A 25,343-nucleotide genomic window follows, 5' to 3' on the forward strand; every position below is an offset into this window, starting at 1 on the left:
GCGTTCATTCGCCAGCCTGCGAGGCGGCGAGGCGCGGTCGACTCCAGACTTTTTCCTTGAGAGCTGCGAGCCGTCGCAGCGCCCATTCCATATAGAGATAGATCACCGGGGTCGTGTAAAGCGTCAGCAATTGCGACACGCACAGCCCGCCGACGATGGCGATGCCGAGCGGGCGGCGAAGCTCGGATCCCACACCGGTTCCCAGCGCCAGCGGCAATGCCCCGAGGAGCGCGCAAAGCGTCGTCATGGTGATCGGACGGAAGCGTAGCACGCAGGCGTTGACGATTGCGTCGCGAGGCGACAGCGCTCCATGGCGCTCGGCCGTCAAGGCGAAGTCGATCATCATGATCGCGTTTTTCTTGACGATGCCGATCAGCAGGATGATGCCGACGAGGGCCATCACGTCGAGCTGGCCGCCCATCGACAGCAGCGCGGCGAGAGCGCCGACGCCGGCCGAGGGCAGGGTCGACAGGATGGTCAGTGGATGGATGAAGCTCTCGTAGAGCACGCCGAGGATGATGTACACGGCGACGAGCGCCGCGGCGATCAGCATCGGCTGGGTCGCCAGGGACGCCTGAAAGGCCTGGGCCGTTCCCTGGAAGCCGGTCTGCACGCTACCGGGCAGCCCGATCCGGGCCTTCACCGCTTCGACGGCGGTGACCGCGTCGCCCAGGGCGACGTTGGGCGCCAGGTTGAAGCTCAGCGTCACGGCCGGAAACAGGCCTTGGTGGTTGACGGCGAGCGGCGCGACCGACGAGCCGATCCTGGCAAAGGTGCTGAGCGGGATCTGCTTGGCCTTGTCGTTGCCGACGAAGATGCTGTCGAGCGCGCCTGCGTCCACTTTGTAGCGGGGGTCGACCTCGAGCACGATCTTATGTTGGTCGAGCGGCGTGAAGATCGTCGCCACCTGACGCTGGCCGAAGGCGTCGTAGAGCGTGTCGTCGATCGCCTGGGGCGTCACCCCGAGCCGCGCCGCCGTATCCCGATCGATCACGATGCTGGCGTGCGGCGCCGCCGATTGCAGGTCGGTCGCGACGTCGCGGACCTGCGGCAGCTTCTGCAATTCGTCCATCATCATGGTGGACCATTTGTAGAGCTCGGGCAGGTCGGGATCCTGTAGCGTGTACTGGAACTGCGTCTGGGAGACACGGCCGCCGACGTTGATGCCCTGCACCGCCTGCATGGCGAGGCTGATGCCGCTCACCGACGACGCCTGCTTGCGGATGCGCGCAATCACCTGATCGGCGGTCGCCGTCCGCTCCGACTGCGGCTTGAGCAGGATGGTGACCTTGCCGGCATTCTTGAGGCCCGAGCCGCCGAGCGTCGAGCGCACGCTATCGACCGCCTGATCCTTGAGCACGATATCGACCACCTCGCGCTGCTTGGCGGCCATCGCGTCGAAGGAGATATCCTGCGCGGCCTGTGTCGCACCGGCGATCAGGCCGATGTCCTGCTGCGGAAAGAATCCCTTGGGCATGATCGCGAACAAATGGACGGTCAGCGCCAGGGTGGCTGCGAAGGACAGCATGACCAGCCGCGGATGGGCGATGACGCGTAGCAGGGATGCCTTGTAGCCGGCCTCGACCGCCGTGAAGATGCTTTCGAGGAGCCGCGAGAGACGATTTGGGCGCCGGCCCGGCGCGTTGGCGCGGATCATCAAGGCGCACATCGTCGGCGTGAGCGTCAGGGAGATGACGGCCGAGATGATCAGTGCAACCGACACGGTGACCGAGAACTCGCGAAAGATCCGTCCAACCATGCCCCCATCAGGAGCAGCGGAATGAACACCGCAATGAGCGAGACCGTCATCGATACGACGGTGAAGCCGATCTCGCTCGCGCCCTTCAACGTCGCCTGCAGCGGGGTTTCGCCGTCTTCGACGTGGCGCACGATGTTTTCGATCACGACGATGGCGTCGTCGACGACGAAGCCCACCGCGATCGTGAGGCCGATGAGCGAAATGTTGTCGAGGCTGTAGCCGAGCAGATACATGACGCCGAACGTGCCGATCAGCGACACGGGGATGGTGATCGCGGGGATAGTCGTCGCGCTGACGCTTTTCAGGAACACGAAGATCATCAGCACGACGAGGCCGATCGTGATCATCAGCGTGAACTGCACGTCGTCGACGGCAGCCCGCACGGCAATGGTGGAATCCCCGGCCGTCGTGACCTCGATGGAAGGGGGCAGCCTGAGGCGCAGCGTGGGCAGTGCGGCTTTCACGCTGTTGACGACGTCGACCGCATTGGCGCCGGGTTGCAGGTGAACGTCGATCATCGCAGCGCGCCTGTTGTTGTACCAGGCGCCCAGCGAGGTGTTCTCGACGCTGTCGAGAGCTTGGCCGATGTCGCTGACCCGCACCGGCGATCCGTTGCGATAGGCCAAGATCGTCGCATTGGCATTGGCGGCCGATAGCAATTGATCGTTCGCATCAAGCGTCACAGAGCGCCGCGCGCCGTCGAGCGTGCCCTTGGGCCCGTTGGTGGTTGCCACGACGAGCGCCGCGCGCACATCCTCCAGGCTCATGCCCATGTTGGCGATCTTCGTGGGGTCGACCTGAATGCGGATCGCCGACTTCGACGAACCCGGTAGATCCACAAACCCTGCGCCGGGGATCTGCGACAGGCTCTGAGCGATGAGGTTGGTGGCGTCGTCGATAACCTTGGGCAGCGGGATGGTGTCCGAGCGGAGGACGATCGAAATCGCGGTGAACTGGGCTGGATTGACCTTGTGATAGGTCGGTGGGCTGGGCATTGATTTCGGGAGCAAGCCAGCCGCGGCGCTGATGGCCGTCTGCGTATCCTGCGCAGCGCTGTCGATGTTCTTGGTCAGGTCGAATTGCAGCGTTATGCTCGTCTGGCCCAGCGTGCTCGTCGAGGTCATCTGGGCCAGACCGGGGATATTGGTGAATTGTTGCTCCAGCGGGCTGGCAACGGTGGACGCCATCGTCTCGGCATTTGCGCCAGGCAGAGTTGCCGACACCGAGATGGTCGGAAAATCCACCTGGGGCAGCGAGGCAACCGGCAGCAGCAGGTAGGCCACGGCCCCCGCGAGCATGATGCCGAAGGTCAGCAGAGCCGTTGCGACAGGCCGTTCGACGAAGCGTTGGGACATAGACATGGGGCAAGTCCAAGAAGAGCGCAGAGGCGAGCCGGGTTACAGGCCGGACCTCACCGCGACGCGAGGTTGCCGGAGGGTGTCGTCGACACCTTCATCCCCGGCTTGAGGCTGTACTGGCCGTCGGTCACCACCGTATCGTCGGCATTCAGGCCAGAGCCGACCACGGCCACGTCGCCGGCGGTGCGGGTCACGACCACGGCTTGTTGGACGAGGCTGCCGTCCGGCTTGACGAGGTAGACGTAGGTGCCGCTATTCGATTGCTGGACCGCGCTCGCCGGCACCGTCAAGGCGTTGCGGAGCACGGCGCTGCGCATGCGCGCATTGACGAATTGCCCCGGCTTTAATCGGTGATCGGTGTTCGGAAAGATCGCCTTCAGCTTGATCGTGGCCGTCGCCGGATCGATGTGATTGTCGACGAGGCTCAGCTTGCCCATGGCCAATGGATCGGCGCCATCAGGCGACACCGCGGACACCGGAATGGACGAGGTCGGCGCGCCGACGGCCCAGTGGCCGATCGACCCCGCCGGAACCGAGAACACGACCGCGATCGGCTCCAGCTGGTTGATCATCACGAGGCCTGGATCGCTCGGTGCGATCACGTTTCCCGCATCGATCATCCGCAACCCCGCAACCCCGGTAATGGGCGACGTGACCGTCGCGTAGTCCAGCTGCGTCTGGTTGCTCTCGATGCTGGCCTGGTCGGACTGGATCGTGGCCTGCAGGCCGGCGAGCTGGGATTTTTGCGTGTCGAGCGCCTGGGCTGAGGCATAACCGCTCTTGGCCAGGCTCGTCGTCCGCTGCAGATCCGACAGCACGTTCTTCAGCTGCGCTTCATCCTTCGCCAGCGTCGCCTGCGCCTGGTGGAGGAGGGCCAGCAGCGGCCGCGGATCGATGTGGGCGAGGACGTCTCCCACGTGGACAATTTGCCCTTCGGTGAAGGCGACGTCGCGGATCTGCCCGCTGACGCGCGGCTTCACGGTCACGCTGTTGAACGGCTGAACCGTGCCCAGCCCGGTCACCTCGATCGGCACGTCCTGCGTACGCGCCTGTGCGCTCTGCACCGCCGTCGGCGGCGCCTGGACCGTCGCCATGGGCACAGGCGGCCGATGGTCGACGGTCAGATACGTATAGGCAAAATATCCGCTCACCAGAAGCAGCAGCCCGCACGTTGCTGATCCGACGACGCGTCGGCGCGCGCGAAGGGGCTGCGCCGACGGCGTCTCCGCATCGACGAGGTCCTTGACGAACGATTGATCGTTCAAGACTTTCTCTCCCGTTGAACGAGCAGGGCGACCGTCGCGAATGGTCTCTTCGCACTGCAACATCGGGAGTGCGGACACGGTCCGCCATTAAATTCTGATTTAAGAGCCTGTCGGCCGTTGCGTCGTTCTCTTGAACCGCAACCGGCGCCGGGACGTCGTCGACCTCGACGAGCAAGGATCACGGATGGCGCCCCCCTGCCGATTGGCACGTGAAGCGCATCGCACGACATTTCGGTCAAGACGAATGCTTGTCGCTAACCTGTACTTCGATCTCGAATTATACAATTTCATTGGCGCCTGCGGCGCCCATTGCATTCGAGAACTCAGGCGCTGCCATCATTGCCACGAGCGCCTGCCGGGCTGCGGCTTTCATCGATCGCGTCATCCGAGCGGGGCGACGCGGCCGGAAACGTCACGCGGACCCGAAGCCCGGTTTGGCCAGGGTGCGTTACATTACTGAGCTCAATGGTTCCGGAATACATGTCAACGATGCTCCGACAGATCGATAGGCCCAAGCCGCTGCCTTCTCCTTGCGGGTGGCTACCACGATAGAAGGGCTCCAACGCTCGGCCGATCTCGGTCTGCGCTATTCCAGGTCCATTGTCCGTGATGCTCAGAACGCCCCGGCGCTCATCTTTCGACAGCGAGAGATCGACGCGGCTCCCTTCGGGCGAATGTCTGATCGCGTTCTCGAGGATGTTGCGGACAAGCACCGCCAACGCAGTCTCGTGAGCGCGCACCCACACCTCCTCGAACTGCGTGAATCCGAGATCGACCGCTTGGACACGGGCCATCTGGCTCAGCTCGGACACCGATTCCATGGCCACCCGATGCAGAGCCGAGACCGACGATCGATCCGGGGCCGCTGCATCGTACCGGGCGAGCGCGATCAACTGCTCGAGCAGCCGCGCCGTCCGCCGGATGCCCGCCCGAAGCGCCGCGAGTCGCTCCCGAGCCTTGGGCGGCAGGTCAGGCACGTCGAGGTTCTCCGCTTGAACGCTCAATGCCGTGATCGGCGTCCGCAGTTCGTGCGAAGCGTGCGCAACGAACCTCTGCTGCTGTTCAAACAGCAGGGCGACCCGCTCGAGGAGACGATTGAGGGAGCTGATGAACGGCAGCAGTTCCTTCGGCATGCCCGCCGTGGGCAGCCGCTCGAGATGATCCGTCTCGCGCGCGTCGAGCCGGGCGGACAGCGCGGAAACGGGCCTGAAGCCGTATCGTATGAGGGCGCCCACGAGCAGCATCAGGCAGGGCGTCAGCGCCACGAGCGGCAGTATGGTTCGCAGAGCGCTATCGCGCGCCACCTCGTCCCGGATGGCCGTCGCCTGACTGACGGCCACTCGGGTGCCGTCGCCGCGGGTGCGCACCAGCACGCGCCACGGCTCGCCGTCGCGCAAGATGGTTTGCAGCCCCTCTCCCGCGGATGCCGCGCCTGCGGACGGCGGCAGCTCCTCGATCAAGACGCGGGCATCGGGTTCGACGTCATCCTCGCCCTCGCCGTTCATCCGGAGGTGCCTGTTGTTGACCGCCAGATGCCCGACCTGCTTGAGGACCCCGTCCTGAAGCTCGATCGCCTCGTCAAAAGCCCAGCGGAAGGCGAGAGCCCCGCCGATCAGGCCAGCAGCCAGCAGAAGCGCGGCGACGCCTGTAAACAGGCGCGACTGCAGTGAATTGAACATGCCGACTTCAGATCCTCATTGGGCACGGTCCACCATCCAGCCCACGCCCCGCACGTTCCGGATCACCGCTGTGCCGAGCTTCTTGCGTATCGCATGGATCAGATACTCGACGGCGTTGCTCTCCACTTCCTCGTTCCAGCCGTAGATACGGCTCTCGATCTGGGCACGGGACAGGATCGCGCCTGGACGAGTCAAGAGCGCGTGAAGCAGCGCAAACTCCCGGGACGTGAGCCGGGCTGTCTTGCCGCCATAGCTCGCCTCGAAGCTTGCCGGGTCGAGACTTGCCAGGCCGTTCGTCAGGATCGGCGCGGCGCCACTGCCGGCGCGGCGCAGGATGGCGCGCAGCCGAGCCAACAGCTCCCGAACCTCGAACGGCTTGACGAGATAGTCGTCGGCGCCCAGGTCGAGACCACTGATCCGGTCGTCGATGCCATCGCGCGCCGTCACGATGATGATCGGCAGCGGGATCCGGGAGGCTCGCAGTTCACGGAGCAGATCCAGGCCGTCGGAGCCGGGCAGCCCGAGATCGAGCAGCACCAGGTCGTAGGGTTCGCCCCGGGCCGCGCCCAGCGCGCCCGCACTGTCCCTGACCCAGTCGACCGCATACGCGGAGTCCCGCAGTGCCTGCGCCACCGCAGCTCCGACCATTCCGTCATCTTCGACCAGCAGAACCCGTGCCATTGCGCCCTATCTGGAGATGCCCGCTCACCGCCGCAGGCCACCGCCGTCGACCGGCATCGCCGTCGTGGGTCACCATCGCCGACAATGCCTGGAGCGCTTCGCGATCGCCCGATCGCACAAGAAGCGCTCCAGATTCAAGGGATTGAAACACGTCGATCCGATCAGAGGACCTCATCTGATCGGAACACGCGCTAGCTAGTCGGCGTCCTCCTCGCCATCCGCATCTGCCGAGTCGGCCGTCGAGGCGATGACGTTCCCGTCGGCCGCATCGACTTTGACATCGAAGAGCTGAGAGGCGGCCCGCACCTCGATGTTGTAGACCCATTGGCCATTTGCGCCCCGCTCATACTCGCCCCGGAGGGCGTGCCCCTGAACGTGGCGTTCCGCGGTCGCAATGGCAGCCGCCATGGGGACCTTTGCAACGGGGGCGGCGAGGCCGTCGTTCGCCGCGCCCTCGGCGAGGGCCGGCGCCGAAACCAACGTTGCCAGCACGAAGCCGACGACGGCGTTCTTTTGTTTCATCAGCATAGCCTTTCTTCAAGCGAATGCGCCTACGACATGCCGCTCGAGAATTAGCTGTCGCTTAGCCGCGTCCGGCATCTGCGGGGGCAATCCGGATACTGACCTAAGTCGCCGCTAAGTGGTGCCACCTAGCCTGACCGCGCTACTCATCGATTCACGGGGGAGCCGAATGGGCGTTGTGGTCAAAGGGGCACGTGCGGCGGACGGCATCGCAACAAGCATGATGAACAAGGTGCCGGAGGTCACCCTCGCATTCTGGATCATCAAGATATTGTCGACCACGGTGGGCGAAACGGGCGCGGATTATCTGGCGGTCCACGTCGGCCTCGGCCCGACCGTCACGACCGGCATCATGATGTCACTCCTGATGGCCGCCCTGGCATGCCAGGTCACAAAGATGCACTACGTGCCATGGATCTATTGGCTGACGGTCGTCCTGGTCAGCATCGTCGGAACCCAAATCACAGACATATTGACTGACGAGCTGGGCGTCAGCCTGTACGTCACCACCGCCGCTTTCGCGGCCGCGTTGGCGGCGACGTTCGCCATATGGTATGCCGTCGAGCGGACGCTCTCTATCCACACCATATATACTGTTAGACGCGAGCTGTTCTACTGGAGCTCGATCCTGCTGACCTTCGCGCTCGGCACCGCGGCCGGCGACCTCGCGACCGAGGCGCTGGGCCTGGGGTTCGACCGCGGCGTCTACATCTTCGCCGGCATGATCATTGCCATCTGGCTCGCATACCGTCTGGGCGCGAACCCGATCCTGGCCTTCTGGCTCGCCTACATCCTGACCCGCCCCTGGGCGCCTCCCTTGGCGATTTGCTGTCGCAGGCCACGGAGTATGGTGGTCTCGGGCTCGGCACGTCCTACACGAGCCTTGTCTTCCTGGCCGTGATCGTCGGGCTCGTCGCCTTTCTCAGCGTCGGCACCCATGACAGTGGCCGCACCGCACCGGAGCGGCCCGGCCGCTGACCCGCGCCCCCGCATCAGCCTTGTCCCAAGACGAGTTCGCTGCCCCCCAAACGAAAGGATACGTTCATGCCACGTACCGTTAAGCTGCGTCTGCTCGGCGTTGCAGCCGTCATCCTGGCCGCGCCCTGCATCGGCGCAAGCATCATGCCGGAGGTCGCCGGACGATTGATTGCACGAGCCGATGCTGCGACGCCGTCGCGGCTCGGAGACCTCTCCAAATTCCGAGCGATCGTTATCGACACGCAGGCCCTGGTCGACAAGGGCGATCTATCCGGCGCCAAGACGCGGATCAAGGATCTGGAGACCAGCTGGGACGAGGCCGAGCCGGCTCTCAAGCCCAGGGCCGCCTCCGACTGGCACGTCGTCGATGCCGCGATCGACAAGGCGCTGTCGGCGCTGCGCGCAGATCCGCCCGAGGCAACGGCATGCTCGGGCTCGCTCAAGGATCTTCTCGCGATCATGGACCAGCTCAGCAAGAAGGCTTGAGACGAATCCGGGCGAGCCGGACCATTGGCATTGCGGAAGGTCCCGGCCGCGGAATGGCCCCGACCGAGGCCGCAGTCGACGGATCAGGCGCTCACGACAGCCGCCCATCGCCGCCACAGCCGGGCGCGACGCCGTCGTCGTCCTGCCCGGCCTCGTTCGGGCGCGAGGCGGCATGCCGTTGCAGGGTCATGCGCATCATGACACACGATCCGGATCGCGGCTGATCGCGACGCGGGACACGGCGATCCCAAGCTTCTTGATGCGATGCCAGAGACTTCTCTCGTTGATCCCGAGAAGCTCGGCCGCACGCACTTGAACGCCGTCCGTCTCCTTGAGGGCAGCCAGGACGTATCGCGCCTCGAAGGCGTCCTTGGCCCGGTCGAGGTCGACGGGCAATCGCGGTGCCTCCGGATCGCTTTCCGGCTCCCGTTCGAACAGGTAAGGCGGCAGGTCGGTAACCTCGACCGAGGCGCCACGGGCCGAGAGCAGCGATCGCTCGACGCAGTTCTGCAGCTCGCGGATGTTGCCCGGCCAATGGTAGCTGACCATCGCCTTCAGAGCCGCGGCACTGAAGGCAACGCCCCGCCGCCCCAGAGCTGATCCGATCTCGTCCGTAAAGAGCCCGAGCAGCAACGGAATGTCTTCGATTCGCTCCCGCAGCGGCGGCAGGCTGATGGGATAGACGGCCAGGCGGTAGTACAGATCTTCGCGGAAGGCGCCCTGAGCAACCATCTTGCGCAGGTCGCGGTTCGTTGCAGCGATTATTCTGACGTCGGCCTCCTTGAGCGTCGCGCTGCCAACCTGCTCGTACTGACGCTCCTGCAGCACGCGAAGTATCTTCGCCTGCAATGCCAGCGGCATGTCCCCCACCTCGTCGAGAAACAGGGTGCCGCGCTCGGCCTGGGCGAAGCGCCCCGGTCGGCTGGCGATGGCCCCGGTGAAGCTGCCTTTCACATGCCCGAAGAACTCGCTTTCCATGAGCGCCTCCGGCACCGCCGCACAATTGATCGCGATGAAGGGCTTGGCATGGCGTGGGCTATTGAAGTGGATCGCCCGGGCAACGACCTCCTTGCCGGTCCCGCTCTCACCGGCCAGCAGCACGGTGGTGCGCGATTGCGATACGGCCTTGACCGCATCCAGCACGGGCCGGAACGCGGCGGAGTTGCCGACGAGCGCCCCGAACCGGTGCCGTCCCTCCAGCTCCGCGCGCAGTCGTTCGTTGTCGCGCAGCGCATCGTGCAGGCGCAACGCATTCGACAGCACGGTCGTCAGCTCATCGATCTCAACCGGCTTGTCGATGTAGTCGAAGGCCCCATCCCGAATGGAACGGACGGCATCGCGCACCGAGCTGAATGCCGTCATCAGAACCACCGGCATGTCGGGCGAGCGCTTCTTGATTTCGACCAGCAGATCGTGACCGCTCATGTGCGGCATGCGCAGATCGGTGAGGACGAGATCCACGCTCTCCCTGTCGAGAACCGCGAGCGCTGCGGGCCCGCTCTCCGCTTCCAGCGGCCGAAAGCCGAGCCCCTCGAGCATCCCGCCGAGAACGTCGAGGAACTTGGCTTCGTCATCGACGATCAGGATGGTGTGGGTCATGCGCGGCACGCCTCCATATTGGGCGCGGCCTGCCCGTCCGGCTCCGCGCGATGCCGCGGCAGGACAAAATCGAAGATGGCGCCCCCACCAGGAGGGCTGCTGCAGGTCACGTAGCCGCCATGTCCGTCGGCGACGGCAAAGACCCGCGCCAGGCCGAGCCCGGTTCCCGACGCCTTGGTTGTCATGAACGGGTCGAAAATGCGGGGGATGACATGCTCGGGGACGCCTGGGCCGTTGTCGGAGAAGACGTGATGCACGCCGTCCTCGTCCACGAAGACGTGTATCGACAGCTGCGGCCCCTCCGGCGGGGGGTTCTTCATGGCCTCCAGTGCGTTGATCACGAGGTTGAGGAACGCCTGGACGATCTGATCCCGGTCGATCGACACGTGCTCGCCGCTCGCCTCGTCGAGCACCACGATGTGGACGTGGTGGCGCTGAATCTCGTCCCAGCAGAATTCGAGGACGCTGTGGATCGCGGCCGCGGGCTCGACGACCGCGAGATGCTGCGGCGGTTTGGCGAACGTGAGAAATTCGCGAATGAGCCGGTCAATGCGTCTCACTTCGTCAGCCACGTAGCCCAGCCGGCGCACCTCGACCGGGCTCAGATTCTTGCTGCTCTCGAGCAGTTCGGCGGTCGTCTTGATGATGCCCAACGGATTGCGGATCTCATGCGCCAGGCCGGCGGCCACCTCACCCAGGATGGAGAGCCGCTCGCGGCGCCGCAGCTGGGCTTCGATCTTGCGCAGGCGTCCCAGTTGAGCCGCCATCTCGTTGAAGCCCGCGGCCAGCTGCGAGACCTCGTCCTGCCGATGAACCGGCACCCTCTCTCCGAAGTTGCCCCGCGCCACCGCCTGCACACCTGCCAGCACCTGTCGCAGCGGACGCGTGAGCACCCGTGAAAGCAACAGGCCCGATGCCACGGACACAACCAATCCCATGACCAGCATGACAATGAACAGAGCACGGTGGGTGAACCAGCTCGCGATATTGAACCCCTCGTTCAACGAGCAGTAGATGACGCCGACCAGCTTTCCGTCGGATCGGATCGGCGCGTAGATGCCGAAAACGCCGTTGTCCTCGCCCCTCGGCGCCAGAACATAGGGCTCCGTCCCGTCACCATCTCGAAGTTCCGCGATGACCTCCGGCGGAATGGCGACGCGCTTCTCGTCGTGCCGAGTGCTGAAGACTTGAACATAGCCGTCGTCGAGGATGTAGCTCAGGCGGACATCGAGAGAGCTGATGGCGGCGATTCCGTCTATGAACGTTCCATCGACCCAGTTGCCGAGCACCGCCCTATAGATCTTTCCGTTCCGTTCGAAAGAGCGGGCGCCCGCCACCATCAGCAACTGCTTGTCTCCCGACCGGTAAAGATAGACGGACGGGTTGTTCTCGAACGGAAGCCGGGTAATGCTCTGGAACGGGACGGAGGAAAACACGACAGAATTGGAGTCGTCGTAGATTGCCAGGACGTCGTATCCGAGCGACTCCAGCAGCTCCGACAGGAACGGGGGCAGCTCGCGCTCATGACCGGACACGAGCGCCTGAACCTCGCCCTGCCCGACGAACGCGCTCGCGATGCGAGAGGCTTCCTCCTGTTCACGCGCGAGGTTGGTGATGAAGAAACGCGCCGCCTGGTAGAGCCAGACCTGCACGTTGCTATGAAAGGTCTGCGACACCACAGACGCGGTCATCTGCGTGGCAACGATCATCGGCAGCAGGCTGACTGCGATGAAGACGCCCACGACCTTCCAGCGGATGGAACTCGACCACCACTGCGTCCACCGCGCGAGCATCATGGCGCCCGCCCGCCGATCGGCAACAGACTTGTCGTGATGATCGAAACATCGGCCAGGCGAAGCAACGACAACGGCTCGTCAAGACGGACATGCGACAGCGGTGATACGAACCCGACGATTATGGCCGTCGCGTGATCTGCCATGGCTGCGCCCCCCACCCTGGGCGAGGCGCTCCGACAAGCGCTGCCGCACGCGCAAAGCATCGAGATCTAAGGTGCGCGAGCGCATTGGTGAACGGTAGGCGCCGCCGCACCCGCGGCCTCAGGCAGCTCCAGGATCCGCCCCATGATCAGCGGCAACACCGTGAAGTCGGAAAACGGGACATGTGGGAGGGCGAGCCGTTTGCAGTGATCGAGCAGCGCCTCCTTGGCAATGACGAGGTCGACGTCCGATGCGGCGCAGAAGTCCGATCGGCCGTCGCCGATAAGGATCGAGAGCCAGGCTTCCGGAACGCGCCGGGCAGCGGCGCACTTGCACGTGCCGGACAACGTCGAGCAATTCGCTGCGGCGTGCGGGCTTTGCAGCGCGTAGCGGGAATCGCCGATGAACAGGAGATGGTTGGCGATGATGGGCACGCTGCCGAGGCCGTACCGACGCAGGACGCGGTCGATGACATAGTCGATGCCGTCGCTCACGATCGTCAGGGCGGTTCCATGGGCCGAACACCAGCCGAGGAAATCGACGAAGGCCGGATCGATCTCGACGGAATCGATGCACCGGTCGAGCTCGGAGCGGCTGGCCCTGACGAAGGCCACCTGCCGTGCCATGCACTCCGCCGAGCCGATGCGACCAGCGCGCCACTCCTCTTCGACCGACCGCCAACGGCTGTCGGCAAAGGTCTCGAGCAACAGGTCCGTGACGTCGATCTTGCTGATGGTGCCGTCGAAGTCACAGAAGATGGAGCAGCGCATTCGTGGGCCTCGGCGAGCGGGATGCCGCGTCAAACCCGCAATGCGTATGCCAATGCTGAAAAATACAGCCGCGCCAAGCTCCTCCCGGCGATAGCGCCGTTGCGTGGTCCCAGGGAGGCCCACGCCGCGGAGCCTCCAAGCTCCAAAATTTGGAGCAAACACAATAAATCGCCGCCGACGCTGCCTTCGGGCCCGCGGCGATATCCTGCAAACCTGAGGCCGGATCGGACGCCGCCTCGGCTATCAGGCTTGGCATGGCGATTGCGCCCCCCTTCCGACAGCGATCCGCCTGCTGCCGAAGGATCATGTCCGCAATGTGCCGCGGCGAGGATCATCGCTGCTCGTGCCGTCTCGCGCGCCGACGGTCGAGCCTTGGCTCGGCCTCCTCACGTGGAGAGCTTTCTTCCGCATGTCGGGCCAGCTGGCGCCGCAGACGAACGGTCACGTTGAGGAGAAGATGTGGCTCCGAGAAGATCAGCTTGCATCTGTTCAATAGCGTGCATGCTCATGGCGACGACGGCCGGTCATGCCGATAGTGCACCGCCGTGGCTGATCGAGATATGGAGCGCCGCTGCGAATGCGCTGCGCGAGTCCGGGAGCCTGAGCAGACAGTTGGTCGAGCGGGGCGTGCGGACCAGCGTGATTCCGCTCGAAGCCCTTGGTCAACAGACGCCGTTCCGGATTCTGGAGGCCCCGAGGCGGTCTGCCTGCGAACTGGACGACACCAGCAAGATCAGCTGCCGTAGCCTAGCTGTCGCCTCGTGCAGGGAGAGCGGCTTCACCACGGGCCGGATACTCGAAATCTACGCATATGAGGCCTGCAGAGGCACCGTCGCCGTCCTCGTGGATCACTCACGATGCAAACTCAAGCACCGGATCGCGAAGCTGGTCTGCTGGTAGATGGACGTCCTCGGCCGGCCGATGCCGATGCCCTGGCTCACGGAGCCGGTGTCCGCTCGGCACGGGACTTGGCCCGCACCATGCGCGGTGCCATGCCGAAGCGCCGCCGGAAGGTGCGGTTGAAGTAGGAGAGATCGCCAAAGCCCACGTCGAAGGCGATGCTGCTGATCGACCGGCCGTCCTGCTCGGGGAATTGCAGTTGCTGCATCGCCCGTTCCAGCCGGCGCGCCAGCACGAACTCCGAGAACGTCAGCCCTTCCCCCTCGAACAGCTTCTGCAGGTAGCGCAGGCTGACGCCGTGCAGCTCGGCGATCCGTCCGGCGGTCAGGGTGCGCTCCCCCAGCCGCGCCTCGATCTCGGCCTTGATCGCGTTCAGACGGCTGGCGGGGCGGTCCACCTCGGCCCACACGTCGGCCTCGGCCGGGGCCTCGCACATCATCGCGACCAGCTCGCTCATGTACTTCACGGCCATGTCGCGCAACGCCGGCGTGTTCAGCGGCATGAGGCCGCGCATCAGGGCGGCGCCGTAGCTGCCCAGCAGTTGTAAGGCGTCGTTCTGCCGATGATGCACCCGCAGCGCCGCGGCTGCGGCGAGCATCTCCTCGGTCAGCCAGCGGCCGGGCAGAACGAAATAGTCCAGCCGCGCCACGTCGGTCAGCCGCAGCTGCGTCCCGGCCAGGTCCGTGAGCAGGATCGCCTCGCGCGCCCCGACGACCGCGCGGCGCGCCTCACGCTCGACGACCAGCGTGCCATCGGCCGGCCGCAGCAGCAGCCCTACCCCGTCGGCGAGCATGCCGGCGTGCGAGAGGTCGACCAGCTCCGTCGGGCCGAAGCAGGACGCCAGGCCGATATCCGGGTCGAGACGCAAGAGCGCCTTCGCCCGGAGCGGCGTGGGCTGCGAGTCGAGCCGCAGGCGCCGCGCCGCCCGCCCGGCGACACGCAAATCAAGCTGCGCCCGCTCGGCCGGCGTCAGCTCGTTGGCGATGAGCCAAACCGGCGTCAGCTTGCTCTCTGCGGCCGCCTGAGCGGCACCGATCCGCGGCGCGAGTTCCGCTGCTGTTCGCTCCAGTCCGTTTGCCAATGCGTCCCGGTCCAAGAAATCTCAGCGCGCCCTGGCCTATGAGCGCCGTGAATATTCATAGCACGTGCCGGGCCCCATGGAAGTATATGCAACATGCACTTAGTTTAAAATAATTATAAACTAGGAGCGAGCATCAACGACGGCTTGAGCCAATGCTTAGGCTCGGCGAGGTCTGCATTGGGCGCGTTGCGGACCGGCGTAGATATCGGAGCACCACATGAGATGCAGGATGGTATCGGAGGCAGCTTTGCGGACTCACTCCTTGCCCGCCACTGGGCCGCTTATGCGGGCCGTCGCCACCGCGGGAACGCGCGCCTGATGGTCCGCCTCGATCGCACGGGCGCCCTGGTGACACTGCTCTTCCTGCCCCCCTATGGGCCGGACGACGAGCGCGCCTACCTCGACGCCTTGAGCGAGATCGGTCGCAGCGACACGCCGTTCGCCCTGCTGACGATCTTCGGCGGCGGCGGCAAGCTCTCGCCGGCGGGCGAGCGGGAGCAGGCGCTCTGGTTCAAGGCGACGCGCAGCCGCTTCGATCGCCTGTGCCGCGCGATCGCCATGGTCCGGCCGGGCGCCACCGAGCAGATGGCGCACACCTTCCGCCGGCTCTGGTCCATGCCGTTGACCGTGGCCCGGGACGAGGCCAGCGCCCGGGCGTTTCTGGCGCCCTATCTGGGCGACGCGTCATGACGGCAGGCCGCTCCCTGCAGCGCTCCGCATTCGGGCGGGATGTCACCGGCCGGCTCGTTCGCGGCGGGCTGCGGCGCGCGCGCCAGGGCCAAGGTCAGGCACGCGATGCAGCCGGCGGCCACACAGACGACGAAGGGGAGCGGCGGCCACAGCGCGAAGGTCAGCCCGCCGACGAGCGCGCCCACCCCCTGCCCCAGCACATGGATGCTGGCGAGCCAGCCGGCCGCGCCGGCCTGCTGCGCGGCCGGCACGCGAGACGCGAGACAGGCCGTGTAGGCCGGCGTGGCGACGGCAATGCCGGCGCCGGCCAGCACAGCTCCCAGGATCACCACCCAGAACGACGGCGCCGCCGCCAGGATGGCACACCCCACGGCGAAGCCGGCGACGCCGATCTGCATGTTGCGGGTCAGCCGGTAGGCCAGGCGCGGCACGACGAGGACCTGCACGGCGATCATGGCGACCGCGACCAGCGCATAGGTCACCCCGGCCAGGGCCGCGGCCTGATCGGCGCTCTGGCCGAAGCGCTGCTGCAGGAAGAGGCCGAGTGCGATCTGAATCTGGCCCAGCCCGAAGGTCAGCGTAAAGGCAATGACGAGCAGAGGCAGCGCGGCCCCGGCGAGGCTGGACAGGCGCTTGCGCACCTCCTGGACCTGCGGGCGAACGAGAGCCGGCGCCGTCAGCAGCAGCAGCGGACTGATCGCCATGAGCAGGAACGGCACGCCCGGCCCCGCCGCCCCGGCGACGGCGGCCAGCGAGCCGAGCACGCGCCCGACGCCGAGCCCGGCGCTCAGACGCGACAGAGCGGCCGGCCGCCGCTCGAGCACGGTGCCGTGCACGATGGCCGCCTGCGCGTGCGGCATGACCCCGGCGGCCCCGACGCTGTAGACAACGCGGGACGCCGCCAGCAGGGCGAGCGCCGCGAGCGCGGGCAGCGGCCCGAGGAACACCGCGGCCACCAGCAGGGCGTGACCGGCGATCATCAGGCCGGCGAGCAGCCGGAACAGCCGGCGCAGGCTGCTGCGCGCGCCGAGATGCCCCCACAGCGGCGCCGCCACGAGGAAGGCCAACGCGCCGAGCAGGGTCACCGCCCCGACGGCCGACGCCCCGAGCCCGGTCCGCTCGACCACGATCGGCACCAGAGCGAGCAGGGCCGACTGGCCGAAGCCCACGCTGGCCGCGATCAGCGACAGCCGGCCGATGGCGCCCTGCGACGCCGGCGATGTGTCCGCCGCGCTCATGAATACTCCTTCGCCAGACCGCGCCTGCATACGGAACGCTCAGCGTTTATGCAACAATCTTTCTTAGATTAGAATAGTTTTATATTCGCACGCGACAAAACAACGATCTATTTATCTATGCGGTGAAGTGATCTATACCGAGCCTTCGGAGAGATTACACATGATCGAATCCAGGATATCCTCTGTCGAGGCAGCGCTTCAGATATCTGCACGCGCGTTCATCAATAGCCTGATGCGCGAATACGCGGGCTGTCGAATCGAGCCGATGGGCGCGCGCGCGGATTCGCCGGGCGACGCCGCGGGCGTTGCCACGCCTTCGACTGCCGCGCAGGACGCACGTTGGCGGGCGCTGATCGCCCTGCCCGGCCGCGGCAGCCACATCGCCGTCTCCGTGACGCATGTCTCCCGCGTCGGCTACCTCGGCTTTCAGCTGCCGCTGCATGAAATCTCCGAACACAGCCCGGCCCGGCCCATCGGCTTCGTCGAGTTCGCAACCCTGGTCGCGGCCGAGCCGGCCATCGGCAACGGCGACGGCGGCCGGGCCCTGACCTTCCTGCAGCGCGTGCTCGACAGCGTCGCCAACATCGACGACGTGCTCATGAGCCAGGGGCCGGCGCCCGCGGTGTTCGGCCGGCGGGATCCGAGCTTCATCGAGGGCGAGCGGGCGCTGCGTTTCGGCCACGCGGTCCACCCCACGCCGCGCAGCCGCGATCAATTCACCCGGACGGACTCGCGCCGCTTCGCGGCAGAGTACGGCCAGGGCTTCGCGCTGCGCTGGTGGGCGGCGGCGCCGGAGATCGTGGCGCAAGGCGCCTCCGGCGCGACGCCGGCCGCCGGCCTCTCGGCTTCGCTCGCGGCGGGCGACGAGGCGCTCGCGCCGCAGGTCAAGGCGGCCGGCGGCGACGGCCGCGTGCTGCTGCCGATGCATCCCTGGCAGGCCTCGCGGCTGGCGCTCGAGCCGGAGATCGACGCGCTGTTCCGCGCCGGGCTGCTGACGGACCTCGGCGCCTCGGGGGCCCCATGGTACGCCACCTCCTCGCTCCGCAGCATCTACGCGCCCCATGCCGACTGGATGCTCAAGGTCTCGCTCAGCCTGCGCCTCACCAATTCGGAGCGGATCATCGAGCTTTACGAATGCGAGCGCGGGATCGAGATCGACAAGCTCCTCGCAGGTGGCCTCGGTGAGACGCTGGCGGCGCGGCTGCCCACCTTCCAGGTGCTGGGCGAGCCGGCCTATCTGGCGCTCAGGAACCTGGACGGCCGGGTGCTGCCCGCGACCACGGTCGTGTTCCGCGACAACCCGTTCAAGCATGGCGGACCACCCGCCGCCATGCTGGCCGGCTTGTGCGAGATCTACGCCGACGGCCGCGGCAGCGCGCTGGGCGACGTCCTGCTACGCCTCGCCGAGCTGGAGGGCGTGACCGCGGCAAGCGTGGCGCGGCGATGGTTCGACCGCTTTCTCCAGGTGGTCGTCACGCCGCTGCTGATCGTTCAGGCCGACTACGGCCTGCTGTTCGGCGCGCATCAGCAGAACATCGTCGTCGGCCTCGACGACGGCTGGCCGAGCAAGCTCTACTTCCGCGACTGCCAGGGCACCGGCTACGTCAGCGAGTTCCTGCCGCAGCTGGCGCAGGACGCACCCGGCGTGCGGCTCGACGCCGGCCACCTTTTCGCCAGCGCCCAGGCGGCGCAGCTCGCCGGCTACTACCTCATCGTCAACAGCGTCTTCGCCGTGATCGGCACCTTGGCCACCGGCGGCTTTGCCGACGAGGCGGCGCTGGTCGCCCGGCTGCGCGAGCTCCTCGAAGAGATCTCGGCGCAGCCGCTCCGGGACAAGACCTTGCTCGACTACCTGCTGCACTCGCCGACCTTGATGAGCAAAGGCAACTTCATGATTTGCTTCCGCAATATCAACGAGAACACCGAGGTGATCGATCCGCTCGCCGGCTACGTCCCGCTCCCCAATCCAATCGCGAGGGCCTGACCATGACGGCTCAGGGCAAGATCGACACCGCCGCCGCAGTGGCTGCCGACGGCCGCAGCCTGCACCTCTCGGGCCGTACCGGAGAGACCCTGGCCGTCATCGGCACGGGGCGCGGCGAAGGCTCACTCCAGCTCTGCGTGCTGCGTGGCTCGGAGGTGATCGCCGAGGCGGGCCTCGAGGCCGCGCCGGCGGCCGGCGACGTGGTGCTCGCGCCGACGCGCCCCGACGGGCTCCACCCCGCCGACGCCGACGTCGTGGCCGTGCTGATGGAAGCGGCCTTCCAGCGCATCGCCGGCGCCGAGCGCCTGCTGCTGCCCGGCTGGGCCGGCCGTCCGGCGCTCGCGGGGCTCTCCGCCGAGACATGGATCGCGCCCGGGACCGATCGTCCCCATGCGGTCGTGCGGCGGAACGAGCTTTACCAGCTGCCGCTGCTCTGGCGCCGTCAAACGGCGCACGCGGCCTACCCGGTGATCCGCTCGCGCATCGGGCCGGAGGGGCGCCTGCCGCCACTGCGGCCGCCACAGCCCAACGGCCTCATGTACCAGCGCTGGCTGCCCCATCTCGGCGGCAGCCTGTCGCTGCGCGCCATCGATCGCCGCCGCGACCTCAAGCTGTTCCACGGCTGGATGAACCAGCCGCGCGTCGCCTTCTTCTGGGAGCTGGCGCAGAGCGAGGCGGAGCTCGACCGTTACCTGGCGGACCAGGAGGCCGATCCGCATCTGTTCGGCGTCATCGGCAGCTTCAACGACGAGCCGGTCGGCTATTTCGAGTTCTACTGGGCGCTGGAGGACCGCCTCGGCCCGCACTACGACGCCGAGGACTTCGACCGCGGCTGGCACGGCCTGATCGGCAACGCGCGGCACCTGGGGCGGCCCAAGACGCTCGCCTGGTTTCGCTCCCTCACCCACTACCTGTTCCTCGACGAGCCGCGCACCCGCCGCATCGTCGGCGAGCCGCGCGCCTCGCACCACAAGATGCTGAGCTATTGCGCCGACGTCGCCTACGACAAGGTGAAGGAGTTCGACTTCCCCCATAAGCGGGCGGCCCTGGTGTGCTGCGAGCGCGAGCGCTTCTTCCGCGAGGTGGAGCTGTGAGCCGCGGCCCGCTGCCCGGCGGCGCGCCGGTCGACGCCGAGCTCTGGCACGGGCTCAACCGTGTGGTGATCGCCAAGGCGATCAGCGAGCTGGCCTTCGAGGAGGCGCTGGTCCCGGAGCCGGCGGATGCCGCGGGCCGCGTCTGGACGCTGCGGCTCGACGACACCGTGAGCTACCGCTTCCGCGCCGAGCGCCGCATCTGGGGCAACCTCTCCATCGAGCCGTCGAGCCTGATGCGGGACGAGGCGAACGTGGTGCGGCCGGCCATCGACGCGGCACGCTTCATGGTCGACGCCCAGGCCGCCCTATCGATCGAGCCGGATACGCTTTGCATCTACGTCAAGGAGATGCTCAGCACGCTCATGGCCGACGCGCGCATCGCGGCGATCGGTGCGGCCATGTCCGCCGACGACCTCATCGCCCTGCCCGACAGCCGCCTCCAGCAATACCTCGACGGCCATCCCAAGGCCCCTGCCAGCAAGGGCCGCATCGGCTGGGGCCTCGGCGACTTCGAGGCCTTCGCCCCGGAGTTCCAGGCCGGGATCCGGCTGTTCTGGATCGCCGCCGATCGCGCGTGCTGCCGCCTGGCGCTCGATGACGGCATCGATGAGCAGGATCTGCTGGCCGGCGCCATGGACGCCGACGAGCGCCAGCGGCTCGACCAGGCCTGCCGCGACGCAGGCGTAACGGCCGATCGCTACCTGCTGATGCCGGTCCATCCCTGGCAATGGCAGAACATGGTCGCCGCGCAATTCGCCGGCGAGATCGCCGCCGGCCGGCTGGTACCGCTCGGCGTGTTCGGCGACGCCTATCTGGCGCAGCAATCGTTGCGCACCCTCGCCAACGCTCGTTCGCCCCGCGCCCTCCACGTCAAGGTGGCGCTGACCATCCTCAATACGTCGGCCTGGCGCGGCGTGCCGGGCAAGTACATCGCCGTCGGCCCCGCCTTCTCCTCGTGGCTCGTGGCCCAGACGGCCGCCGATCCGGAGCTAGCCGGTGTGGTCGTGCTGCGGGAGCGGGCCGGCGCCTTCTATCCGCACCCGCTGTTCGAGCGCATCGAGAGCGCGCCCTATCAGTTCCGGGAGATGCTCGGCGTCATCTGGCGCGAGCCGCCGGAGGCGCGGCTCACCGATGGCCGGCGGCCGATGATGCTGGGCGCCTTCATCAAGACCGGCGCCGACGGCCGCCCGCTGGCGAGCGCCCTGATCGCCCGCTCGGGGCTCGCGCCCGCCGAATGGCTGGAGCGCCTGTTCGACAGCGTCGTGGTGCCGCTCTACCACTTCCTGTGCCGCTACGGCGTCGGCTTCATCGCCCACGGCCAGAACATCACCGTGATCCTCGACGGCGCCGTGCCGTGCGGGGTGGCGCTGAAGGACCTGCAGGGCGACGTCGACCTGGTCGACCAGGACTTCCCCGAGGCCGGCAGCCTACCGGCGGAGGTGCGGCAGGTGCTGCTGCACCGCCCGGCCCTGCATCTGCTCCAGCACCTGCAGACCGGGCACTTCGCCAGCGTGCTGCGCTTCCTCTCCGACGCGCTGGCGCGCCACGACGGCGTCCCCGAGATCGCCTTCTACGGCGCTCTCGCCGCCGCGCTGCGCCGCTACCAGGCACGCCACCCCGAGCTCGAGGATCGCTTCGCGCTGTTCGAGCTGTTCGCACCGAAGGTGCCGCGCATCTGCATCAACCGGGTTCGTCTGGCGGCGGGCTACGGCGATTCCAGCCGCCGCCCGGTGCCGAGCCTCGGGACCGAGCTCATCAATCCGCTGCACCTCGCCGAGCAATCCGCCGGCCGGGCGGGCAGCCTTGCAGGAGTCCAACCATCATGACAAGCGAGACGCTTGACCTTGCCGGCGTTGGAATCGGCCCGTTCAACCTGAGCCTAGCCGCGCAGCTCGATGCCGTCGACGGCGTCACGGCACGCTTCTTCGACCAGCGCCCGGGGTTCAACTGGCATCCCGGGATGATGCTGCCGGACGTCGCCTTGCAGACGTCGTTCCTGAAGGATCTGGTCACGGCGACCAATCCGACCAGCCCCTGGAGCTTCCTATCCTATCTGGTCGCACACAAGCGCTTCTACGATTTCCTCAACGCCGAGTTCGCGGCGGTGCCCCGGCAGGAGTTTGCGCACTATCTGGCCTGGGTGGCGGCACGCCTGCCGGGCCTCGCCTTCGCCACACGCATCGACGACATCTCCTTCGACGGCCGCACGTTCATCCTCGGCACCGACGGCGGCCCGATCCGCGCCAGGAATGTCGCGCTCGGCGTAGGTTTGCAGCCGCGCCTGCCGGCGTTCGCCAGGAAGCTCGCCGGCCACGATCATTTCCATTCCTCGCGGGCCGCGTTCGAGCTGGCACGGACGGCCGGCAAGCGGGTAGCCGTCATCGGCGGCGGCCAGAGCGGGGCCGAGATCGTGCTGCACCTCCTGAACCGCGGCGCCGACGCTCCGTCGCACGTCGACTGGATCAGCATGCGGCCGAACTTCCAGCCGCTCGACGAGACGCCGTTCACCAACGAACAGTTCACGCCGCAATACGTGGAGAGCTTCCATCGGCTCCCGGAAGCGCGCCGCGCCGCCATCGTCGAGCGCGACATGCTTGCCAGCGACGGCGTCTCGGCGACGACGCTCACCGACCTCTATCGCCGCCTCTATACCCTCCAGCATATCGAGAACGCCGCCATCACCGCCGCGCTGCTGCCGCACCGCGAGGTTCTCGATGTCGATCAGGGCGGCCGCAGCGCCCGTCTGATCATGCGCAACGGGCTCGATGGCCGCATGGAGTTCTCTCAGGCCGACATGGTCATTCTGGCGACCGGCTATGCCTTCGGCCTGCCCGCGTGCGTGGCCTCCCTCGCCGACCGGCTCGCCCTCGACAGCTCCGGGCGCCTGCGGCTCGATGCGGATTTCGCCGTCCACTGGGACGGCCCCAAGTCCAACCGCATCTTCGCGCTCAACGCCGGCCTGATCAGCCACGGCATCGCCGAGCCGCAATTGAGCCTGATGGCCTGGCGCAGCGCCGTCATCGCCAACGCGGTGGCCGGCCGCCCGCACTTCGACGTCGACATGCCGCCCGGCTTCGTGGAGTGGACCTCGGGCGCGGGCGAGCGCTCGGCGCCGTCGACGATGTCGACCTAGAGCATGATCCCCAAAAGTGGCCACCGGTTTTTGGACAAGATCATGCTCAAAACAAAGTCTTGGAGCGGGATGATGAGTCGAAGACAAATCATCTCGCTTTAAGGGACCGGGGCCTGGCGCGCAGCCGCCTTGTCCAGCGCCGCCTTGATGCCGTCGAACCGCTCGTCCACCTCGCCGCGCATCTCCGGGTGCGTGAACACGTAGAGCTCGTCTTCGCGGATCGCGGTGAGCACCTGGGCGGCGATGGCCGACGGGTCGAGCCCCGAACGGAGCAGCTCGGCGATTTGCGCGACCACGGCCCCCGCCGGGCTTCCCGGGTCGACGGTCGGCGCCGCTCCGTAGCGTTGCGGCCGGTTGCGCCCGCTCTCGCTGATGCGGGTGTTGACCCATCCGGGGCAGAGCACGCTCACGCCGATGCCGTGCGGCGCAAGCTGCATGGCCAGCCCCTCCGACATGCCGACCACGGCGAACTTGCTGGCCACGTAGGGGCTGAAGCCGAGGCCGCACTGCAGCCCGGCGAGCGAGGCGGTGTTGACGATGTGGCCGCCCTCGCCATGGGCGCGGATGTGCGGAACGAAGGTCCGGATGCCGTGCAGCACCCCCATCAGGTTGACGTCGAGCACCCATCGCCAGTCGTCGAGGGAGATGTCGTCGATGCCGCCGCCGCCGGCGACGCCCGCGTTGTTGCAGACCAGGTGCACACGGCCGAACGCCTCGTAGGCGGCCTGCGCCGCGCGCTCGACGCTCGCGGGATCGGCCACATCGCAGACCATGCCGCGCGCGTCCGCACCCAGCTCCTTCAGGCTGTCGACGGCCGACGGCAAAGCCGCCGCCTCGATGTCGGCGAGCACCACTTTCATGTCCTCCGCCGCGAAGGCGCGGCCGAGCGCGAGGCCGATGCCGCTGGCCCCACCCGTGACGAATGCCGTCTTTCCTGCAAGCTCCCGCATATCCCAGCCCTCGATGATGAGCGGGCCGGCCACCGTCACCGACCCGCCCCCGTTCGTGTTGATACTACGCCGCGCGGACAAGGCCCGGCTCGAGGTGAGAGAGGCGCGGCATCACCTCCTCCGCGAGCAGCCTCAGAGAATTGTGCCAGGCCTCGGGCCTGTGCTTGTAGTCGAAGCCGAACACCAGCAGCGTGCCGAAGCCGCCGACCTCGTCATAGATGGCCTCGATCTTCTCGGCGACCGTCGCCGGCGAGCCGACGATCCAGTTGTGGCGGGCGCAGTACTCGACGGTGACGTCGCCGTCCGCCACGTCCGGCGTGTGCTTGAGGTAGTCCTTGAAGCCGAAATGACCGAGGAGCGGCAGGAAGTATTCGCCCATCATCCGGCCCATCATGTCGCCGGTCGACAGCCGCCACGCCTCCTCGTCGGTGTCGGCCACGAAGACCTCGCGCACCAGCCGCCAGTCGCGGCGGTTGGGCGTCCGCCCGGTCCTGGCGGCGCCGATCTCCACCGATTCCCAGTGGCTGCCCACATAGGCCGGATTGAGGTTGAGGCTCATGGGGATATAGCCGTACTCGCCGGCGAGCTTCAGGGTGTCCGACCCCTTGCTCAGCCCCGCCACCCCGATCGGCGGATGCGGGGCTTGGAGCGGCTCGAGGTGCGGCTTGAGGAAATCGAACATCACGTCGGGCTTGGTGACCGTCCAGTACTTGCCCTCGTAGGTGAACGGCGCCGGCTCGCTCCACAGGCGCAGGATGATGTCGAGCGCTTCGCGCGTCATCTCGCGGTTCTGGCCGGACATGCCGTCGACGTGGAACATGGTCCAATCGCTCGGCAGGCCGCTGGCGGCGACGCCGAAGTTCAGCCGGCCGCCAGAGAGATGGTCGAGCATCGCCACGCGATTGGCGAGCTCCGCCGGATGATGGTAGGGCAGCAGGAAGCCGCCGGGACCGAGCCGGATGGACTTGGTCTGCAGCATGGCCTGCGCGAGCAGGAGGTCCGGCGCCGGATTGGGCTCCCACGGCGCGGTATGGTGCTCGCCGATCCACGCCTCGCGATAGCCGAGCTCATCGAGCCAGCGCAGCACCTGAAGATCCCAGTCCTGGCCTTCCTTGAGGCCGCACTCCGGCGGATGCGACGGCATCGCGAAGTATCCGATGTCCATGGCGTTTCCTTTCCCTGGTGATCGATGCGGCGCGTCTTGGTGCGCGCACGGCAGCGGTGAACGGTGAAGCTCCT

General features: G+C 67.0%; 18 protein-coding genes and 2 pseudogenes. 8 read left to right on the plus strand and 12 right to left on the minus strand.

Features of this window, described 5'->3' with window-relative positions; translation table 11 throughout:
* Positions 1–4: 4 nt before the first annotated feature.
* The 5 genes and pseudogenes from ACZ5PO_RS36740 to ACZ5PO_RS36760 form a co-directional block, all read right to left on the minus strand.
* Positions 5–3,120 (minus strand): annotated as a pseudogene (locus ACZ5PO_RS36740) (efflux RND transporter permease subunit).
* Between the two features lie 50 nt (positions 3,121–3,170).
* Complete coding sequence (locus tag ACZ5PO_RS36745) at positions 3,171–4,382, minus strand: efflux RND transporter periplasmic adaptor subunit (protein WP_464187822.1); 1,212 nt, start codon at positions 4,380–4,382, stop codon at positions 3,171–3,173.
* Positions 4,383–4,705: 323 nt separating this feature from the next.
* A complete protein-coding gene (locus ACZ5PO_RS36750) occupies positions 4,706–6,061 on the minus strand; it encodes an ATP-binding protein (RefSeq protein WP_464187825.1) in 1,356 nt (451 codons plus the stop codon).
* Between the two features lie 15 nt (positions 6,062–6,076).
* Entirely contained in the window at positions 6,077–6,742 is a 666-nt protein-coding gene (locus ACZ5PO_RS36755) for a response regulator transcription factor (RefSeq protein ID WP_464187827.1), read from the minus strand.
* A 195-nt stretch (positions 6,743–6,937) separates the two neighbouring features.
* Positions 6,938–7,270, minus strand: a complete 333-nt coding sequence (locus ACZ5PO_RS36760; RefSeq protein WP_464187829.1) for a PepSY domain-containing protein — start codon at positions 7,268–7,270, stop codon at positions 6,938–6,940.
* A gap of 163 nt (positions 7,271–7,433) precedes the next feature.
* Here ACZ5PO_RS36760 and ACZ5PO_RS36765 point away from each other — a divergent pair.
* Positions 7,434–8,242, plus strand: a pseudogene (locus tag ACZ5PO_RS36765) (COG4705 family protein).
* A 66-nt stretch (positions 8,243–8,308) separates the two neighbouring features.
* Positions 8,309–8,728 carry a histidine kinase gene (locus tag ACZ5PO_RS36770; protein WP_464187831.1) on the plus strand — a complete coding sequence of 140 codons (420 nt, stop codon included), beginning with the start codon at positions 8,309–8,311 and terminating at the stop codon, positions 8,726–8,728.
* Positions 8,729–8,923: 195 nt separating this feature from the next.
* On the opposite strand, the gene ACZ5PO_RS36775 is transcribed toward ACZ5PO_RS36770, so the two are convergent.
* From ACZ5PO_RS36775 to ACZ5PO_RS36785, 3 genes are all read right to left on the minus strand, one after another.
* Positions 8,924–10,327 (minus strand): sigma-54-dependent transcriptional regulator, encoded by a 1,404-nt coding sequence (locus tag ACZ5PO_RS36775; RefSeq protein WP_464187833.1) that lies wholly within the window; start codon positions 10,325–10,327, stop codon positions 8,924–8,926.
* Entirely contained in the window at positions 10,324–12,123 is a 1,800-nt protein-coding gene (locus ACZ5PO_RS36780; RefSeq protein ID WP_464187835.1) for an ATP-binding protein, read from the minus strand. Before ACZ5PO_RS36780 ends, ACZ5PO_RS36775 begins: the two co-directional genes overlap by 4 nt.
* Before the next feature lie 209 nt (positions 12,124–12,332).
* Entirely contained in the window at positions 12,333–13,034 is a 702-nt protein-coding gene (locus ACZ5PO_RS36785; protein WP_464187837.1) for an MtnX-like HAD-IB family phosphatase, read from the minus strand.
* A 507-nt stretch (positions 13,035–13,541) separates the two neighbouring features.
* Between ACZ5PO_RS36785 and ACZ5PO_RS36790 the strand changes: the two genes are divergently transcribed.
* Positions 13,542–13,934: a hypothetical protein gene (locus tag ACZ5PO_RS36790; RefSeq protein WP_464187839.1), complete on the plus strand. Its 393-nt coding sequence runs from the start codon at positions 13,542–13,544 to the stop codon at positions 13,932–13,934.
* Between the two features lie 37 nt (positions 13,935–13,971).
* Here ACZ5PO_RS36790 and ACZ5PO_RS36795 read toward each other — a convergent pair whose 3' ends face one another.
* On the minus strand, positions 13,972–15,015 hold the full coding sequence (locus ACZ5PO_RS36795; protein WP_464187841.1) for a helix-turn-helix transcriptional regulator: 1,044 nt from the start codon (positions 15,013–15,015) through the stop codon (positions 13,972–13,974).
* Between the two features lie 318 nt (positions 15,016–15,333).
* Here ACZ5PO_RS36795 and ACZ5PO_RS36800 point away from each other — a divergent pair, with 318 nt between their 5' ends.
* Positions 15,334–15,705, plus strand: a complete 372-nt coding sequence (locus ACZ5PO_RS36800; protein ID WP_464187843.1) for a hypothetical protein — start codon at positions 15,334–15,336, stop codon at positions 15,703–15,705.
* On the opposite strand, the gene ACZ5PO_RS36805 is transcribed toward ACZ5PO_RS36800, so the two are convergent.
* On the minus strand, positions 15,684–16,943 hold the full coding sequence (locus tag ACZ5PO_RS36805; protein ID WP_464187845.1) for an MFS transporter: 1,260 nt from the start codon (positions 16,941–16,943) through the stop codon (positions 15,684–15,686). The genes ACZ5PO_RS36800 and ACZ5PO_RS36805 overlap by 22 nt on opposite strands.
* A 127-nt stretch (positions 16,944–17,070) precedes the next feature.
* Between ACZ5PO_RS36805 and ACZ5PO_RS36810 the strand changes: the two genes are divergently transcribed.
* Genes ACZ5PO_RS36810 through ACZ5PO_RS36825 form a run of 4 tightly spaced genes read left to right on the plus strand, consistent with a single transcriptional unit; the run spans position 17,071 to position 23,154 of the window.
* Positions 17,071–18,927 carry an IucA/IucC family protein gene (locus ACZ5PO_RS36810; RefSeq protein WP_464187847.1) on the plus strand — a complete coding sequence of 619 codons (1,857 nt, stop codon included), beginning with the start codon at positions 17,071–17,073 and terminating at the stop codon, positions 18,925–18,927.
* 2 nt (positions 18,928–18,929) lie between these two features.
* Positions 18,930–20,021, plus strand: a complete 1,092-nt coding sequence (locus ACZ5PO_RS36815) for a GNAT family N-acetyltransferase (RefSeq protein WP_464187850.1) — start codon at positions 18,930–18,932, stop codon at positions 20,019–20,021.
* Entirely contained in the window at positions 20,018–21,847 is a 1,830-nt protein-coding gene (locus ACZ5PO_RS36820) for an IucA/IucC family protein (RefSeq protein ID WP_464187852.1), read from the plus strand. Before ACZ5PO_RS36815 ends, ACZ5PO_RS36820 begins: the two co-directional genes overlap by 4 nt.
* Positions 21,844–23,154 (plus strand): lysine N(6)-hydroxylase/L-ornithine N(5)-oxygenase family protein, encoded by a 1,311-nt coding sequence (locus ACZ5PO_RS36825; protein WP_464187854.1) that lies wholly within the window; start codon positions 21,844–21,846, stop codon positions 23,152–23,154. The genes ACZ5PO_RS36820 and ACZ5PO_RS36825 overlap by 4 nt, the downstream gene beginning before the upstream one ends.
* A 98-nt stretch (positions 23,155–23,252) precedes the next feature.
* Here the strand turns inward: ACZ5PO_RS36825 and ACZ5PO_RS36830 are convergent, their stop codons facing one another.
* Entirely contained in the window at positions 23,253–24,143 is an 891-nt protein-coding gene (locus tag ACZ5PO_RS36830) for an SDR family NAD(P)-dependent oxidoreductase (protein ID WP_464187856.1), read from the minus strand.
* A 25-nt stretch (positions 24,144–24,168) separates the two neighbouring features.
* Positions 24,169–25,269 carry an LLM class flavin-dependent oxidoreductase gene (locus tag ACZ5PO_RS36835; RefSeq protein WP_464187858.1) on the minus strand — a complete coding sequence of 367 codons (1,101 nt, stop codon included), beginning with the start codon at positions 25,267–25,269 and terminating at the stop codon, positions 24,169–24,171.
* Between the last annotated feature and the right edge of the window lie 74 nt (positions 25,270–25,343).

The sequence above is a fragment of the Chelatococcus sp. KU-N122 genome, assembly GCF_055391085.1.

Coding starts and splice junctions, on each gene's coding strand:
- ACZ5PO_RS36750 (WP_464187825.1), bottom strand. CDS start 6,061: ATGTTCAATTCACTGCAGTCGCGCCTGTTTACAGGCGTCGCCGCGCTT.
- ACZ5PO_RS36755 (WP_464187827.1), bottom strand. CDS start 6,742: ATGGCACGGGTTCTGCTGGTCGAAGATGACGGAATGGTCGGAGCTGCG.
- ACZ5PO_RS36760 (WP_464187829.1), bottom strand. CDS start 7,270: ATGCTGATGAAACAAAAGAACGCCGTCGTCGGCTTCGTGCTGGCAACG.
- ACZ5PO_RS36770 (WP_464187831.1), top strand. CDS start 8,309: ATGCCACGTACCGTTAAGCTGCGTCTGCTCGGCGTTGCAGCCGTCATC.
- ACZ5PO_RS36775 (WP_464187833.1), bottom strand. CDS start 10,327: ATGACCCACACCATCCTGATCGTCGATGACGAAGCCAAGTTCCTCGAC.
- ACZ5PO_RS36780 (WP_464187835.1), bottom strand. CDS start 12,123: ATGATGCTCGCGCGGTGGACGCAGTGGTGGTCGAGTTCCATCCGCTGG.
- ACZ5PO_RS36785 (WP_464187837.1), bottom strand. CDS start 13,034: ATGCGCTGCTCCATCTTCTGTGACTTCGACGGCACCATCAGCAAGATC.
- ACZ5PO_RS36790 (WP_464187839.1), top strand. CDS start 13,542: ATGGCGACGACGGCCGGTCATGCCGATAGTGCACCGCCGTGGCTGATC.
- ACZ5PO_RS36800 (WP_464187843.1), top strand. CDS start 15,334: ATGGTCCGCCTCGATCGCACGGGCGCCCTGGTGACACTGCTCTTCCTG.
- ACZ5PO_RS36805 (WP_464187845.1), bottom strand. CDS start 16,943: ATGAGCGCGGCGGACACATCGCCGGCGTCGCAGGGCGCCATCGGCCGG.
- ACZ5PO_RS36815 (WP_464187850.1), top strand. CDS start 18,930: ATGACGGCTCAGGGCAAGATCGACACCGCCGCCGCAGTGGCTGCCGAC.
- ACZ5PO_RS36825 (WP_464187854.1), top strand. CDS start 21,844: ATGACAAGCGAGACGCTTGACCTTGCCGGCGTTGGAATCGGCCCGTTC.
- ACZ5PO_RS36835 (WP_464187858.1), bottom strand. CDS start 25,269: ATGGACATCGGATACTTCGCGATGCCGTCGCATCCGCCGGAGTGCGGC.